This window comes from Streptomyces sp. NPDC012825 (assembly GCF_042900925.1).
In the GTDB taxonomy this organism is placed as follows: domain Bacteria; phylum Actinomycetota; class Actinomycetes; order Streptomycetales; family Streptomycetaceae; genus Streptomyces.
Map to the genome: position 1 here is coordinate 518,948 of NZ_JBIBBZ010000001.1, position 15,563 is coordinate 534,510.

Below are 15,563 nucleotides of genomic sequence, written 5' to 3' on the forward strand. Positions count from 1 at the left end.
CCGTGCCTAGCGGATGTTCGGGTCGAAGGTGAAGATCACCAGCGTGCCCAGAAGGATGGTGAACACCGTGGCGGTGTACAGCAGGCCCTTGAGCCACAGGCGCGTGTTGGCCCGCTCCGCGTAGTCGTTGACGACCGTACGGAGGCCGTTGGCGCCGTGCAGCATGGCGAGCCAGAGCATCAGCAGGTCCCAGACCTGCCAGAACGGGGACGCCCAGCGGCCGGCCACGAAGGCGAAGCCGATCTTGGAGACGCCGCCGTCCAGGAAGAGCTGGATCAGCAGGTGGCCGAGGACCAGGACGACGAGGACCACGCCGGAGAGGCGCATGAAGAGCCACGCGGCCATCTCGAAGTTGCCGCGGGTCGCGCGCGGGGTCCTGCCGGTGCGCTTGCGGGGAGGCTCGATGTACGGCGCGGGGTTGTCCACGTCGTAGCGGTGGCCGTCCTCGACGGGGCCGATCGCGGAGGTGGTGTCAGTCGACATGTCTGGCGTCAGCTCCCGAACAGTTCGCGTGCGGCGTGGCCGAGGACGGGGTACAGCGAGCCCGCCATCAGCACGACCCAGATGCCCACGACGGTCCAGAGCATCTGCTTCTGGTAGCGCGGGCCCTTGGACCAGAAGTCCACGGCGATGACGCGGAGGCCGTTCAGCGCGTGGAAGAGGATGGCGGCGACCAGGCCGTATTCGAGCAGGGCGACGATCGGCGTCTTGTAGGTCGCGACGACCTCGTCGTAGGCCTCGGGGGAGACGCGGACGAGAGAGGTGTCAAGGACGTGTACGAACAGGAAGAAGAAGATGAGGACGCCGGTGACTCGATGAGCCACCCAGGACCACATTCCTTCCCGGCCGCGGTACAGCGTTCCAGCCGGCACGGAAAAACCCTCCGGGAGCGGGGATCGGGGCCGGCCGGCTTCTGTGTCGGTCTGGCCCGGCCGGGTACGGTCCACCGGCCCCGGTCATCGTAGCGACGAGTCGTCGGTTCGCTCGCGCGGGGTCCATAGGTGTGATCAAACAGGCACGGACGGGCTATCGCACGGGGCGGAATCACCGCATTGTGGACGGAATCACGCGCCGGAGTGTCGGGAGGTGGGCGTCGGGTCAGCCCGGGGCCAGCCGGAAGGCCAGCCGGGCGCGGGCGAGCCGGCGCAGTTCCTCGGCCGCGATCACCCGCTCCTCCTCCGGTTCGTTGCCGAGACGTGACCGGATTCCGGCCAGAACCGCGTCGAGCCGCTCGCCGGGGCGCACTCCGTCGAGGCTGATCACGAACGCGTGTCCGAAGCTGTGCTCGTACGCGGCGTGCGCGGCCCGCAGCGCGGTCCGGGCGGCCGGCGGGGCGTCGGGGTGCGGCAGCGCGGAGGACTCGGCGGCCAGGGCCCCGTCCAGATCGGCCCGCGACAGGTCGTAGCCGGCCTCGTCGGCGGCGGCGAGCAGGGCCTCCACCGTGGGGTAGGGGCGGTGCGCCGTCACCCGTTCGGCCCAGCGGAGGCTGTGGCAGCAGGAGAGCAGCAGGGCCACGGCCTCGGCCGGGGCCGCCGCGTTGAAGCCGACGAGACCGCCGGTGTGCCGGGGGCGCGGGGGCTGCCGGCCGGGTATGGCGGGCGTGCCCGCGGGGCCCGGGTTCCGGCAGGGGGCTTGGGTGTCGCTGGTCAGCGTGGGCTCCGGTTACTCCGGGACGGGTGGGGCGGGCGTGACGCGACGCTATCGACGGGGCGGGGGGAGGGATCCGACGGATGCGCGATTTTCACCCGGAAGGGAGAGTTTCGGAACATCTGATGGACGCCGGGATTCCGGTCGCCCGCCCGTGGATGAACACGGGGCGTCGATCTCCCCCGTCGTCGTCGCCGACGCGGCGGGTGCCGCACTTGTTGACGGCGTCCGGGGTTCCGGCGTTCCCTCCGCGCCGGATGCGGGGCCCCGATTTCGTCCCCGATTCCGCCGCCGATCTCGCCACCGGCTCCGTACCGGCCCGTCGCCCGATTGGCCGGACCCTCGTCCGTAGGGGAGGATTCCGATTGATGCGGTACTCCATACGAGGGGCCCGACGCGGCCCCGCGCTCCTGGCGACCTCGGTGGCACTGGCCACCGCGGCGGCCTGTTCCGGCGGCTCCGCGACGGGCCCGTCCGCCGCCCCGTCCCCCGGCTCGGCCACGACCGCCGCGCCCACGAGCGCGCCCCCCTCGCCGACGCCCACGCCCACGCCGACGCGGACGTATCCGCTCTCCAGCGCGCCCCTCACGGTCCCCGCCGTCCGGGCCCACGAGGCCGCCCGCGGCCCCGGCTGGAAGCCCGCGCCCACGGGCGGGGTCGTCATCGCCGCGAACAGCGGGGGCCTCGCCGACGAGGGGAAGCTGATCGCGGGTGAGCTGGGCGTCCCCTACCGGGGCGCGGTCGCCGCCGGGCCCGGGGACGTCGAGCTGGCCCTGGGCGGGACGGGCGCCCCCGAGTCGTACACCCTCGCCGTCCGTGACGGCCGGGTGCGGATCAGCGGGCCGGACGAGGCCGGCGTCTTCTACGGCACCCGCACCCTCAAGCAGTCGGTGAAGGCGACCGGCGCGATGCCCGAGGGGACGGTGAACGACCGGCCGGCCAAGCCGCAGCGCGGACTGAACGTGGACACCGCCCGCAAGCACTTCACGGCCGGCTGGATCGAGGACCGCATACGCGAGATGGGCGACCTCAAGCTCAACCAGCTCGGACTGCACTTCTCCGACGACCAGGGCTTCCGGATCGAGTCCGACAGCCACCCCGAGGTGGTCTCCGCCCAGCACCTCACCAAGGCGGAGGTGCGGCGGATCCTCGCCCTCGCCGCCGAGCGGCACGTCACCGTCGTCCCCGAGATCGACTCCCCGGGACACCTCGGCGCCGTCATCGCCGCCCACCCCGACCTCCAGCTCCGCAGCGCGACCGGCCGGGCCCCGCGCGGCGCCGTCGACATCGCGGACCCGGACGCGGCGAAGATCGTCGACGACCTGCTGCGCGAGTACGCCCAGCTCTTCCCCGGCGCGTACTGGCACCTCGGCGCCGACGAGTACGTGGCCCTCATGGCGAAGGACCCCGAGGCCACCTATCCGGAGCTGGCGCGGGCGGCGAAGGCGAAGTACGGGCCCTCCGGCCGGGTCCAGGACCTGGCCACCGGCTGGCTCAACGACCGCGCCGCCGTCGTCCGCCCCACCGGCAAGACCCTCAAGGCCTGGAACGACGGCTTCTTCACGGGCGGGGTCGTGGACGCGGCGAAGGACCTGGAGGTCGAGTACTGGACGGGCAAGGAGATCGGCGCCCGGCAGCCCGTCTCGTACCTGAGCCAGGGCCGGAAGATGGTCAACCTCAACGACGAGTACCTCTACTACGTCCTCGGCGAGCCCAACGACTTCGCGTACCCCACCGGCCGCCGGATCTACGAGCAGTGGACCCCGCTCGTCGTGCGCGGCACCAGCCCCGTCCCGGCGAAGTACGACGCCCAGATCCTCGGCGCCCGGTTCGCCGTCTGGTGCGACCTGGCGAACTCCCAGACCCCGGCCCAGGTCGCGGCCGGCATCAGGCTGCCCCTGGCCGCCCTCTCCCAGAAGCTCTGGAACCCGGCGAAACCGACGGCGAGCTGGGACCGGTTCCGGGCGCTCGCGGAGAAGGTGCGGTGAGCGGCTGCTCGCCCCGCACCTCATCGACGTCGAGGTGGTCCCGGCCCTCGGGCTGTGATCGTCTCGTACCCCTAGGCAACGAGCCGACCCCGCTGGCATGATTCCGGCCACACGGTGACGAAAAGGCGACCCCCCGCCACGTAAGGGGAACCGCCGCGTCCACATCGGGTGGCGAGGAGGCGTCCATGACGTCGGGGAAGCCGGAGAACGACCGGAGTCTGCGGGAGCTGATCGACGGGGCCGACGAGCGCGGCCTGGCCGCGGCCGGCCTCGCCTGTCTCGACCGCTGCCTCCCGCTGCTCGCCGCCGACGGGGGCGACGCCCTGCGGCCCGCCTGGGCGGCCGTCGCGCGCGCCGACGGTCCGGCGTGGGGCGAGGCCGTCGCCGAGGCCCGCGCCGAGCTGGACGCCGAGGGCGGCGGGGACGCGGCGGAGGCCGTGCGCGGCATGCTGGCGTCCGCCCCCGGGGACTGGTCGCCGGAGTCCCTGCGCGCCTGGGTCGGCGCCTGCTCCGGCACCGCCCTCGCCCTGCACGGACGCCACGACGCGGCCGGCGCCGACGAGGGCCTCGTCGAGCGCTGCCGCGCCGGGGACGCGGAAGGTGCGGGCCCGCTGCTCGCCGGGGAGCTCCGCCGCCAGCGGGCCGTCCTCGAATCGGTCGCCCACGGCCCGACCGGACTGCGCCGGGCCCGCGAGCTCTCCGTCGAGGGCGGCCGGGTGCTGCGCGCGGTCGTCTCGCGCCGGGCCCGCACCACCGCCTGAGGGGACGGTCGGGCCTCCGTTCCGGCCTCGGGCCGCGATTCGGAGGGCGGTCAGGCCTCCGGCTCGGAAGCCCGGACCGCGAGCGAGGCGACCGCCTCGGCGATCTCCCGCTCCGCCGTCGCCTTGTCGAGGCCGAGCCCGCTCAGCACGCCCTCCCCGTCCTCGTGCTCCAGGAGCGCGAGCAGGACGTGCTCGGTGCCGACGTAGTCGTGCCCGAGGCGCAGGGCCTCGCGGAACGTCAGCTCCAGGACCTTCTTCGCCGCCGCGTCGTACGGCACGAGCGCGGGCGGCTCCTCGACGGCCGGCGGCAGGGTCGCGGCCGCGGCCTCGCGCACCCGGTCGAGGGTCACGCCCCGCGAGGCGATCCAGTGCGCCGCGAGCCCCTCGGGCTCGGCGAGCAGGCCGAGCACCAGGTGGGAGGGGGTGATCTCGGCGTTGCCGACGGCCGTGGCCTCGTTCTGGGAGGCCATGACCACGTTCCGCGCGCGGGGCGTGAAGCGGCCGAACCCGGCGTTCGGGTCCATCTTCTCGGCGTCGGGGTCCTTGGGCACGAACCGCTTCTGGGCGGCCTGGCGGGTGACGCCCATGCTGCGGCCGATGTCGGTCCAGGAGGCACCGGAGCGCCGGGCCTGGTCCACGAAGTGGCCGATGAGGTGGTCGGCGACGTCGCCGAGGTGGTCCGCCGCCACGACCGCGCCGGAGAGCTGCTCCAGGGCGTTCGGGTGGACCTTCTTGATGGCGTCGATGAGTTCGTCGAGACGGACGGGAACGGTCGGGCCGACTGGATTCGTCATGAGGCAACCCTAGGTTGACACTCATGGGGTGTCAACTGTCGGTTGACGGGAGTGGGGGCGCACCGCGGCCGGGACGGGCCGGCGACCGGGAAAAGGGAAGAGGAGGGGAGAAGGCGGAAAAGGAGAGACGACCGGGGCCGCCACCCCCCACAGGAGAGGCCCCGGTCGTCCTCCACGGAGCCGCAGCACGGCTCCGTACTCCTTTCAGCGCCGGGAGTGCGCTTTCTGTCACACCGTCTCCGGACACCGGAAGGTTGCAAGTTGCACAAGGGGCGGGCATCGCGTGGACGCGACGCCGGGGCACCACGTAGCGTGCTGGTGCGTGAGACAGCGTGGCGGCGGTGACCAGCCGTGACGGGACGACGCGAGCGACGAACAGGGTTTGGGGAGTGCTGGGGGACGACGCGGAGCTGACGGCCGCGGTGCTCGCCGCACAGCACGGGGACGAGGACGCCTTCCGTGCTGTGTATCGCGCCGTGCACCCCCGGCTGCTCGGCTACATACGCACGCTGGTCGGCGACACCGACGCGGAGGACGTGGCCTCCGAGGCCTGGCTCCAGATCGCGCGCGACCTCGACCGCTTCGGCGGCGACGCGGACCGCTTCCGCGGCTGGGCCGCCCGGATCGCCCGCAACCGCGCCCTCGACCACATACGGATGCGCGGCCGGCGCCCCGTCGTCGGCGCCGACGAGACCGAACTCACCGACAAGCCCGCCGAGTCCGACACCGCGAGCGAGGCCCTGGAGGCCCTGGCCACCGGCCACACCATGGACCTGATCGCCCAGCTGCCGCAGGACCAGGCGGAGGCCGTCGTGCTGCGCGTCGTCGTCGGCCTGGACGCCAAGAGCGCCGCCGACACCCTGGGGAAGCGCCCCGGCGCGGTGCGCACCGCCGCGCACCGCGGCCTCAAGCGGCTCGCCGAACTCCTCGGCGTCGAGGGCGCCCCGGACGGCACCGACGGGGCCGTCGTCCCCCTGGACGGCGTGCCCCCGCAGCGCGGCCGGACACCGGGGCCGGTGGCGCCCGGCGGTGTGACGCAATGGCGTCCTCGTACGCAGAAGGACATGTGATGGCCGACGAGCGGTACCAGTGGCTCGACGAGGAGGCCGCGGAGCGACTGCTCCGGGGCGACCCCGTCGGCCCGGCCGACGACCTCGCGCGCCTGCGGGCCGCACGCCTCGCGGAGGCCCTCGGCGCGATCCGCGCCCCGGCGGCGCGGGACGGCGACGGCCTGCCGGGGGAGGCCGCGGCCCTCGCCGCCTTCCGCGAGGCCGTGGCGGCCCGCGCCGCCGCTTCCGGGGCCCGGAACACGGCCGGGGGCATCGCCGGAGGTACGGCCCGGAGTACCGCCGGAAGCACGGCCCGGAGCACCGCCCCCGCCGACCTGGGCCGGGTGCGCCTCGCGCGTCCCGTCGCCGCGCCGCGCCGCTGGGGCCGCTCCGCCCGCTACGGCCTCGCCGCCGCGGTCGCCGCCGTCACCGTCGGCGGGGTCGCCGTCGCCGCGGGCACCGGCGCCCTCCCGCTGGTGGGACCCGCGCCCGCCAGTTCCGTCTCGGCCGGGGAGACCGCGCGACCGCTCGTCTCGCCGGAGCCCGACGGCCTGCGCGAGGACCCCGGGATACCCGGGCCCCCGCCGTCCGCCGGCGACCGCACGCCCGGCACGTCCCCCTCCACCGGCACCGGCTCCACGGCACCGGCCACCCCGGCCCCGGACGGGGACGGCGCGGACCGCCCGAAGCGGGACGCCCCGGAGCCCGAGCGCAGCACGGCGGGCCCGGACGGGACCCCGGACCCGGACCGCACGGACGGCCGGGACCGGGCCGGGAGCGGCGGTACGGACTCCCGGGAGAAGGCCGTCGAGGCCTGCCGGGCGTACCGGTCCGGAAAGTTCGACGACGGACACCGCCGCCTGCTCACGGAGACCCGGCGCAAGGGCGAGACCCTGCGCCGCTACTGCGACCGTCTCCTCTCCGACGCCCCCCACGCCCCCGGCGCACCCGGGGACGGCGCGGAGGACGGCGCGGACTCCGGATCTCGGGACGACTCCCGGGACCTGCCGGGCGAAGGCTCCGAGGGCGACCCGAAGGACGACGGGAAGGGCGACGGCGGGGGCGGCTCCCGGGGCAGGGGCGGGGACGGCCGCGACGGCGCCCGGACCTCGGCGGAGACCCTCGCGGGACCGGCCACCGCGACCCCCGCGGTGCTCCCGGAAACGGGCGCGACGACGCGCCTCCCGCTCGCGGTGTAACACTTTCCGGCCCGCCGACGCAGTACGTAATGCCGACTGGTCATCGGCCGCGCGATGAGCCGGGGTTCCCCCCGTACCTACGGCTCGGCGCACCCGGCGCGGGTGGGGCACGTTCCCCCGGTCCCACCCGCGCCCTCTCTCCTCCCCGCCCCCGCCGGCGAGTTCTCCGTCCCTACCAGTGGACGACGACCTTGTCCCCGACCCCCACCTGGTCGAACAGGGTCGCGAGCTTGGCCCGGTCCCGGACGTTGACGCAGCCGTGCGAGGCCCCGGCGTAACCGCGGGCCGCGAAGTCCGCCGAGTAGTGCACGGCCTGGCCGCCGCTGAAGAACATCGCGTACGGCATGGGCGTGTGGTAGATCGTCGACGTCCACTCGCGGGCCTTCCAGCCCACGCTGAACGTGCCCTCGCGGGTCGGGGTGTTCTCCGAGCCGAAGCGGACGTCCATCGACGAGACGACCTTGCCGTCGATCATCCAGGCGAGGGTCCGGCTCTCCTTGCTGATGCAGAGCACCCGGCCGGTCATGCACGCCGGGGCCGGGGCGTCCAGGGCGTTGGTGGTCGACGGCTTCAGCTCGTCGGCGGTCGGCTTCCGGCTGGTGGCGAGCAGCCGCTGCCAGGTGGCCCCGTCGACCGAGCCGGTGGCGGACAGCCCCTGCTTCTCCTGGAAGGCCCTGACCGCACCCGCCGTCATCGTCCCGTAGAAGCCGGTCGGGGCGCGGTCGAAGAACTTCAACTGCCGCAGCCGCGCCTGGAGCTCGCGCACCTGCTCGTTCTCGTCCCCGTCCTTCAGGAGCACCGGGGACGCCGGCGCCCCGGCGGAGGCCGAGCCGGAGGGCTCGGGCGTGGGGAAGGCGGGGGAGGAGGACGGCGCCTTGCCGTCGTCCGCGGGAGAGGCCCCGGGGGAGGCGGACTCCGAGGCCGACTCCGAGGGCGACGCGGACTCCGACGCGGATGCCGATGCCGATACGGAGGCCGATGCGGAGGTCGACGGCTGCGCCGAGGAGCTGCCCGAAGGGCCCGCGGAACCGGCGCTCCCCGTGCCGGCCGCCTGGGCCGTACAGCCCGCGACGAGCGCCACCGAGGCCGCCGCCAGCGCCACCCTGCGTACGACACCCCCGCGCACGACACCCCTGCGTACGACGCCTCTGCGCACCGCGCTTCCGCGCACGACGGTCGAAGACCGCTTCATCGTTGCCCCCCGTGAAACTCGTCTGTACGGAGAGGGATGCTTCCCACGCGCGGGTGGTTGCGCACCACGGCCGGAAACCGACCGTCCCGGGCGACGCGTTCCGATCTTCCGCGATGCGAAACACGGGGGCGGAACGCCGTACACGCATGCGACACTCCGCCCATGCTGGGTGTCACCGATCTGCCGACCTACCTCGCCGGGCTCGTCCTCATCATTCTCCTGCCCGGACCGAACTCGCTCTACGTCCTGTCCGTCGCCGCCCGCAAGGGCACCCGGACCGGATACAAGGCCGCCGCCGGCGTCTTCACCGGCGACACGGTCCTCATGACCCTGGCCGCCCTCGGCGCGGCCTCCCTCCTCCAGACCACCCCGGTCCTCTTCATGATCGTGAAGTACGCGGGCGCCGGATACCTGGCCTGGATGGCGTACGGGATGCTCCGGGCCGCGTGGGCGATGTGGCGCTCGCGCGAGGAGCCGGCCGCGGAGGAGCCCGCGGGCACTCCGGCGGCCCCCGCCGAGCGCCCGTACCGGCGCGCGTTGATCATCAGCCTCTTCAACCCGAAGGCGATCCTCTTCCTGATCTCCTTCTTCGTGCAGTTCGTGGACCCCGGCTACGCCTACCCGGCGCTCTCCTTCCTGGTCCTCGGCACCCTGCTCCAGCTCGGCAGCCTCCTCTACCTCACGACCCTCATCTTCGGCGGCACCCGCCTCGCCGCCGCCTTCCGCCGCCGCCGGCGCCTCTCCGCCGGCGCGACCTCGGCGGCCGGCGCCCTCTTCCTCGGCTTCGCCGCGAAGCTCTCGCTCAGCAGCGCCGCCTGACCCGTCCCTTCGCGGGCGCCGCTTGACCCTGACACCGTGTGAGGCCGTTCCGTAGGGGCGTCATGTTCACCATCGGAGACTTCGCCCGGCACGGGCGGGTGTCGGTCCGGATGCTGCGTCACTACGACGCGATCGGACTGCTGCGCCCGGCCCGGGTCGACCCGCACACGGGCTACCGCTTCTACGCGGCGGACCAGCTGGCCCGGCTCAACCGCGTCATCGCGCTCAAGGACCTCGGCTTCACCCTCGAACAGGTGGGGGCCGTCCTGGAGGAGCGGATCGACGCGGAGGAGCTGCGGGGCATGCTGCGCCTGCGCCAGGCCGAGCTGGAGACGGCCCTGGCGGAGGCGCGGACCCGGCTCGACCGGGTCGGCGCGCGGCTCCGGGCCATCGAGAGCGAGGGACGCATGTCCACCCAGGAAGTCGTCGTCAAGAAGATCCCCGCCGTCCGGATCGCCGAACTGAGCGCGGTCGCCGCGAGCTTCGGCCCGCAGGACATCGGCCCCGTCATCGGCCCGCTGTACGACGAGCTGTGCGGCCGGCTCGCGGGCGCGGGCCTCACCTGCTTCGGCCCGGGCGTCGCGTACTACGAGGACGCGGGCCGGGGCGACGGCTCGGTCGTCGTCCACGCCGGCATGACCGTCCCCGAGGGTACGGAGGCGGAGGGCGTCCTCGTGCACGTCCTGCCCGGCGTCGAGGAGGCGGCGACCGTCGTCCACCACGGCGCGATGGACGACGTCCTGCCGACCGCGCAGGCCCTGGCGTCCTGGATCGACGCCAACGGCCACGCCTCCGCCGGGTACGCCCGCGAGCTGTACCTGGAGTGCCCGGAGGACCGGGCGCGGTGGGTGACCGAACTCCAGGAGCCGGTCGTCCGCGCCTGAACGGCGGCTACCTCTTCAGCGCCCTGCGCAGCCGCAGCGCCCGCCGGGCGAGCCGGCGGACCTGCGGGTGCCGGGGGAGGGGCAGGCCGCCGGGGAGGCCCAGGGCGGTGAGGCGGCGGCGGGTGAAGTGGTGCCGGGTGCGCTCGGCGAGCGGCCCCGACAGGTGCCGTACCGCCGCCGTCCGCAGCTCCGGCCGGATCTTCGGCTGCATCGCGAAGCCGACCGCCGCGACCAGGTCGTTCAGCTCCCCCGTACCGATCCCGGCGCCGCCGCCCGCCGGGTCGTCGAGGGGCGGGACGACCGCGTCCACCACCGTGAGCGGGATCCGGTTGCTGTTCTGGAAGGGGGTGAGCCGCTCCAGGAGGGGGCGGGTGCCGACGCGGGCGACCGGCAGGCCGTAGAAGGTGTGCGCGGTGAGCAGCGCCGTCGAGAAGCAGCCGACGACGAGGGCGGGCCGCAGCTCGCGGTAGAGCACCTCCGCGAGGACGGGCCGGTCCTCGACCGTCAGCTCCGCGCCCAGCTCCTCCGCCGCGCGCACCAGGGACCGCGACCAGGCGTCCGGGGCCGTCGGGTGCGGCTTGAAGACGAGCCGCCGGTGGCCCAGGGCGACCGCGCCCCGCACCATCCGCAGGTGCAGCTCCTCCTCCTCGGCGGCGGTCAGCAGGTTCAGGGCCGCCAGGTACTGGCCCAGGAGCAGCGCCGGCCCCTCCTCCGCCGCCGGGCCCCCCGCCGGGGACGGGCCCGCCAGCTCCTCGACGCACTTCGTGAACGCCTCCACCGGCACGGCCTCCGGCACCGCCCCGAACTCCCCGAGCAGCAGCGGCGCGAGCCCCGGGACCAGGTCCAGGTGGAGCAGCCGGGAGACCCGGCCGCCGATCAGCGGGTCGATCTTGTTGCGGGTCGGCCCGTAGCTCATCAGCCCGTCCGCGTACACCGTGATCGGCGCCTCGGGGAGGAGCTGGGCGATCGCGAGCGCGGGCGTCACCTGGATCGACTCCAGGGTCAGTTCGACCCGGTCGTCGCCGAGGTCCCAGAGCTTGCGCAGATGGCGCTGGAGGAGGGGGAGGTCGCTCGCGCGGGGGGTCCAGCCGCCCGGGTGGAGCGGGGAGATCACCTCGTTCCAGGAGAGGACGGAGTCGAAGCGGCCGCGCAGCCGCGCGAAGCCCTCGGCCTGGTCCAGGGCGGGTGTCGTCTCCGGCACGGGCGCGTTGTTGGTGACGAGGAGGATCCGGCGGTCGGCGGAGCCGAAGCAGCCGCTGTCGATCGCGGCGGCGAGCGTCACCGCCCCGTAGAGGGTGGAGGCGCAGAAGATCTGGGTGGTGCGGCGGGGGCGCGTACGGGTGCTCATGCCGCGACCTCCGGCTCCGGCGAGGCGGCCGCGCGGGTCGCCGGGTCCGGAGCCGCCGGCGGCGGTGCCGGCCTCCGCCTCCGCAGCCTGCGCAGCAGCGTCGCACGGTCCCCGCCCATCGCGGTCAGGGCCTCGTCGAGGACGTCCTGCGGCATCCGCCGCAGCGCCCCCGCGCTCATCGCCCGCACCTGCCGCGCCACCTCCGGCTCGAACTTCTCGATCGAACCGACGTGGTGGGAGATCACCGCGCAATAGGTGCGCACGGCTTTCGGGAGAAGGCGGTCCGCGTCCCGGTCCCGTGCCGTTTCCTCGATCACCTGGTCGAAAGCGCGGATGAAGTCCAATTGCCTGACATCGCCGATCTGCGTGAGGGAGGTCGCCACTCCGCGCCGGTAGAACACGCCGAGTTCCCCGACCGCCGCGAACGATTCCGCCTCGCGGTGCAGCCGCCAGATCCACGGCCGGTCCTCGGCCGTCCGCAGCCCGTGCGTGAAGTGCAGCAGCCCCCGGTCCAGGAGCCGCCGGTGGTAGATCCCGGCCCAGGCGTACGGGTAGTCGACGGAGGTCGTCCGGTGCGCCGGCAGGATCGCGTCCCTCGGACGCAGCACCTCGCCGCGCCGGGGGACCGGCGCCCGGCGCATCCCCCGCTCGCGGCCGGTCACCGAGACGTGGTCGGTGCGCAGGAAGTCGCAGCCCAGCTCCTCGGCGGCGGCGACGAGGCGGCCGTAGTAACCGGGGGCGAGCCAGTCGTCCCCGTCGAGGAAGGCGACGTACTCGCCGCGGGCGGCGTCGAGTCCGGTGTTCCGGGCCGTGGCGAGCCCCTCGTTGCGCGCGTGCCGGAGCAGGACGGCGCCCGGGATCTCGCGCGCGGCCCGTTCGAGGAGGTCCGGGGTCCCGTCCGACGAACAGTCGTCGACGAGCAGGAACTCGAAGTCCTCGCGGGTGTTGGCCCGCAGGCTCGTGAGGGTGTCGGGGGCGTATGTCTGCACGTTGAAGAACGGCACGACGACGGAGAGCTTGACCACGCGGCCGACGCTAGGCGCCGGCCCGGCATTCCCCCCGACCGGCGGGGGGATGTCCGGTGAACACCAAGCGGCGGGCCGCTTAACCGCCTTTCCGGAAAGGGGGGAACCCGGCCGCGGGCGACCGGATACCGACCCGCTTCAGAAGTCGGAGAGGCTCTGTTCACCGGTTGTTGTGGCCCAGTTGGGCCGGAAAGCGGAATGCCCTTCTAGCGTCCTCGACGTGCCATCACGTACCCGAGAAGCGATACGGGTCGCCGTACTCGCCGACTCCGACACCCGGTGGAAATGGGGCGCCCTCACCGCGCGCCGCATCACGGCGACGAGCGCCGGACCCACCGGCTTCGTCCTGCGCGGACGCGCCACCCCCACCGCCCGCCAGCTCGCCGAGACCGGGGTGTCCGCGGACGCCCCGCGCGAGGTGACGGGCGTGGAGTTCCTGCGCGCCGTACGGGACGCGGAGACGCGCGGCGAGGGGTACGACGTCCTCGTCCTCGCCCTCGTCGGCGGCACCGTCCGGGCCGTCCTCCAGGGCCTGGCCGACCTGGGCCTCGCGCGGCGCCCCGTGATCGTCACCGGCTACGTCGGGGTCGTCTACGAGAAGCTCACCGACGGCCTCCTGCTGCGCCACGGCGCCGACGTCGTCCTCGCCAACTCCCGCCACGACGCCGAGCGCTTCCGCGCCGTGTACGAAGGGGTGGGCGCCGGCGCGGAGTCGGTCGTGGAGGCGGCGCTGCCCTTCCTCGGCGGCGCCCCGTACGCCCCCGTCGCCGGCCGTGACACCCTGGTCTTCGCCGCCCAGCCCTCGGTGCCCGCCACCCGCGCCGAACGCGCCCACGTGCTGCGGCGGCTGATCGGGCACGCCCGGCTCCACCCGGGCCGCGAGGTGCTCCTCAAGCTCCGCTCCAAGCCGGGCGAACACACCACGCACCTGGAGGAGTTCCCGTTCCAGAGGCTGGTCCGCGAACTCGACCCGCCGGACAACTTCCGCCTCGTGTACGGGCACATGGGCGAGGTCCTGGACCGCACCGACCTGCTCGTCACCGTCTCCTCGACGGCCGCCCTCGAAGCCCTGCACCGGCGGATCCCCACCGCGGTCCTCACCGACCTCGGGGTCCGCGAGGCGCTCGGCAACCACCACTTCGTCGGCTCCGGCCTGCTGACCTCCTTCGACCGGCTTGACGAGGGACGCGTGCCGGCGCCCGACGGGGCCTGGCTCGGCCGCCAGGGAGTCGCCTCCGACGGCTCGTACGAGAAGGCCTTCGACGCGGCCCGCGACCGGGTCGCCGCGCTCCTGGCGCTGCCCGCGCTCCCCCCGATCACCCCCTACTACACCGCGGAGACGGCCTCCGGCTACCTGCCCGGGATCCTCGCCCGCCACCGCCTGGACGTCACCGCGCCGGAGCCCCGCGAGAGCGGGCTGCGCCGGATCGTCCGGGAGGCCGCGCGGGGCGCGTACCGCCACGGCGTGCAGCGCGTCGCCCCCGTCATCCGCCGCCTGGGAGAACTCTGATGACCGCCGCACCTGCTTCCGGGCCCGCCATGCCCACGACCGGGACCGCCGCGCCTGTCCCCGGGACCGCCGCCCCCACGACCGGGACCACGACCGCCACCCCCGTGCACACGGGCCCCGCCGCCCCCGTCGTCCTCGCCGTGATCCCCGCCCGGGGCGGTTCGAAGGGCGTGCCCGCCAAGAACCTCGCCCCGGTGGCCGGGGTCCCCCTGGTCGGCCGCGCCGTCCACGCCTGCCTCGGCGCCCGCTCCGTCACCCACGTCGTGGTCTCCACCGACGACCCCGCCATCGCCGCCGCCGCCCGGTCCGCCGGGGCCGAGGCCGTGCACCGCCCGGCCGCGATCGCGGGCGACACCGCCACCAGCGAGGCCGCCGTCCTGCACGCCATGGACGCCTTCGAGGCCACCCACGGCCGCGCCGCCGACGTGGTCCTCCTCGTCCAGTGCACCAGCCCCTTCCTCACCCCCGCCGAGGTCGCGGAGACCGCCGACCGGATCCTCAGCGGCGCCGCCGACACGGCCTTCACCGCCGCCCCGTCGCACGGCTTCCTCTGGCGCGAGGCGGCGGAGGGCGCCGAGGGCGTCAACCACGACAAGGCGCACCGCCCCCGCCGCCAGGACCGGGAGCCGGAGTACCTGGAGACCGGCGCCGTCTACGCCATGGCCGCGCCCGGCTTCCGCACCCACCGGCACCGCTTCTTCGGCCGCACCGCGCTCGTCGTCACCGACCCCGCCCGGGTCCTGGAGATCGACGACCCGCACGACCTGGCCCGCGCCAAGGCCCTGGCTCCGCTCCTGGACGCCCCCGTCACCCCCGGCCTCGCCGACGTGGACGCGGTGGTCCTGGACTTCGACGGCACCCAGACCGACGACCGGGTCCACCTCGACGCGGAGGGGCGCGAGTTCGTCTCCGCGCACCGCGGCGACGGCCTCGGCATCGCCGCCCTGCGCCGCGCCGGACTCCCCGTCCTCATCCTCTCCACCGAGCAGAACGCCGTCGTCGCCGCCCGCGCCCGCAAGCTCCGGATCCCCGTCCTGCACGGCATCGACCGCAAGGACCGGGCCCTCAAGGAGTGGTGCGAGGCCGAGGGCATCGACCCGCAGCGCGTCCTCTACGCCGGCAACGACGTCAACGACCTGCCCTGCTTCCACCTCGTCGGCTGGCCCGTCGCGGTGAGCAGCGCCCACGACTCCGTACGGGCCGCGGCCCGCGCGGTCACCGCCACCCCGGGCGGCTCCGGAGCGATCCGCGAGATCGCCGCCTGGCTCCTCGGACCCGAGCTCGACACCCCCGTACGCGCCACCGCGGCACGTACGACCCCCGCACGCACCACCACCGCAACCTAAG

15 protein-coding genes are annotated in these 15,563 nt (G+C 74.6%); 8 read left to right on the plus strand and 7 right to left on the minus strand.

What is annotated here, in order from left to right; translation table 11 throughout:
- Positions 1–6: 6 nt before the first annotated feature.
- From ACFY7E_RS02590 to ACFY7E_RS02600, 3 genes are all read right to left on the minus strand, one after another.
- A complete protein-coding gene (locus ACFY7E_RS02590; RefSeq protein ID WP_389479866.1) occupies positions 7–483 on the minus strand; it encodes a succinate dehydrogenase hydrophobic membrane anchor subunit in 477 nt (158 codons plus the stop codon).
- An 8-nt stretch (positions 484–491) separates the two neighbouring features.
- On the minus strand, positions 492–872 hold the full coding sequence (sdhC, locus tag ACFY7E_RS02595; RefSeq protein WP_356541453.1) for a succinate dehydrogenase, cytochrome b556 subunit: 381 nt from the start codon (positions 870–872) through the stop codon (positions 492–494).
- A gap of 226 nt (positions 873–1,098) precedes the next feature.
- Positions 1,099–1,515 carry a 2-oxo-4-hydroxy-4-carboxy-5-ureidoimidazoline decarboxylase gene (locus ACFY7E_RS02600; protein ID WP_389479868.1) on the minus strand — a complete coding sequence of 139 codons (417 nt, stop codon included), beginning with the start codon at positions 1,513–1,515 and terminating at the stop codon, positions 1,099–1,101.
- A gap of 500 nt (positions 1,516–2,015) precedes the next feature.
- Between ACFY7E_RS02600 and ACFY7E_RS02605 the strand changes: the two genes are divergently transcribed.
- Positions 2,016–3,635 carry a glycoside hydrolase family 20 protein gene (locus tag ACFY7E_RS02605; RefSeq protein ID WP_389479870.1) on the plus strand — a complete coding sequence of 540 codons (1,620 nt, stop codon included), beginning with the start codon at positions 2,016–2,018 and terminating at the stop codon, positions 3,633–3,635.
- 185 nt (positions 3,636–3,820) lie between these two features.
- Positions 3,821–4,396, plus strand: a complete 576-nt coding sequence (locus ACFY7E_RS02610; protein ID WP_389479872.1) for a hypothetical protein — start codon at positions 3,821–3,823, stop codon at positions 4,394–4,396.
- Between the two features lie 50 nt (positions 4,397–4,446).
- Here ACFY7E_RS02610 and ACFY7E_RS02615 read toward each other — a convergent pair whose 3' ends face one another.
- Positions 4,447–5,190, minus strand: a complete 744-nt coding sequence (locus ACFY7E_RS02615; protein WP_389479874.1) for a Clp protease N-terminal domain-containing protein — start codon at positions 5,188–5,190, stop codon at positions 4,447–4,449.
- A 389-nt stretch (positions 5,191–5,579) separates the two neighbouring features.
- Here ACFY7E_RS02615 and ACFY7E_RS02620 point away from each other — a divergent pair, with 389 nt between their 5' ends.
- Positions 5,580–6,260 carry an RNA polymerase sigma factor gene (locus tag ACFY7E_RS02620; protein ID WP_389479876.1) on the plus strand — a complete coding sequence of 227 codons (681 nt, stop codon included), beginning with the start codon at positions 5,580–5,582 and terminating at the stop codon, positions 6,258–6,260.
- Positions 6,260–7,438, plus strand: coding sequence for a hypothetical protein (locus tag ACFY7E_RS02625; protein ID WP_389479879.1), 1,179 nt, complete (start codon positions 6,260–6,262; stop codon positions 7,436–7,438). The genes ACFY7E_RS02620 and ACFY7E_RS02625 overlap by 1 nt, the downstream gene beginning before the upstream one ends.
- A gap of 172 nt (positions 7,439–7,610) precedes the next feature.
- Here the strand turns inward: ACFY7E_RS02625 and ACFY7E_RS02630 are convergent, their stop codons facing one another.
- Entirely contained in the window at positions 7,611–8,630 is a 1,020-nt protein-coding gene (locus ACFY7E_RS02630; protein WP_389479881.1) for a peptidoglycan-binding protein, read from the minus strand.
- 162 nt (positions 8,631–8,792) lie between these two features.
- Between ACFY7E_RS02630 and leuE the strand changes: the two genes are divergently transcribed.
- Both leuE and ACFY7E_RS02640 read left to right on the plus strand, forming a co-directional pair.
- Positions 8,793–9,449 (plus strand): leucine efflux protein LeuE, encoded by a 657-nt coding sequence (gene leuE, locus ACFY7E_RS02635; protein WP_389479884.1) that lies wholly within the window; start codon positions 8,793–8,795, stop codon positions 9,447–9,449.
- Positions 9,450–9,511: 62 nt separating this feature from the next.
- Positions 9,512–10,333, plus strand: coding sequence for a MerR family transcriptional regulator (locus ACFY7E_RS02640; RefSeq protein WP_389479887.1), 822 nt, complete (start codon positions 9,512–9,514; stop codon positions 10,331–10,333).
- Positions 10,334–10,340: 7 nt separating this feature from the next.
- On the opposite strand, the gene ACFY7E_RS02645 is transcribed toward ACFY7E_RS02640, so the two are convergent.
- A complete protein-coding gene (locus ACFY7E_RS02645) occupies positions 10,341–11,681 on the minus strand; it encodes a polysialyltransferase family glycosyltransferase (protein ID WP_389479889.1) in 1,341 nt (446 codons plus the stop codon).
- Positions 11,678–12,706, minus strand: coding sequence for a glycosyltransferase family 2 protein (locus ACFY7E_RS02650; RefSeq protein ID WP_389479891.1), 1,029 nt, complete (start codon positions 12,704–12,706; stop codon positions 11,678–11,680). Before ACFY7E_RS02650 ends, ACFY7E_RS02645 begins: the two co-directional genes overlap by 4 nt.
- Before the next feature lie 220 nt (positions 12,707–12,926).
- Between ACFY7E_RS02650 and ACFY7E_RS02655 the strand changes: the two genes are divergently transcribed.
- Both ACFY7E_RS02655 and ACFY7E_RS02660 read left to right on the plus strand, forming a co-directional pair.
- Entirely contained in the window at positions 12,927–14,216 is a 1,290-nt protein-coding gene (locus tag ACFY7E_RS02655; protein WP_389479894.1) for a DUF6716 putative glycosyltransferase, read from the plus strand.
- Complete coding sequence (locus tag ACFY7E_RS02660; protein WP_389479896.1) at positions 14,216–15,562, plus strand: cytidylyltransferase domain-containing protein; 1,347 nt, start codon at positions 14,216–14,218, stop codon at positions 15,560–15,562. The genes ACFY7E_RS02655 and ACFY7E_RS02660 overlap by 1 nt, the downstream gene beginning before the upstream one ends.
- Position 15,563: the final 1 nt, after the last annotated feature.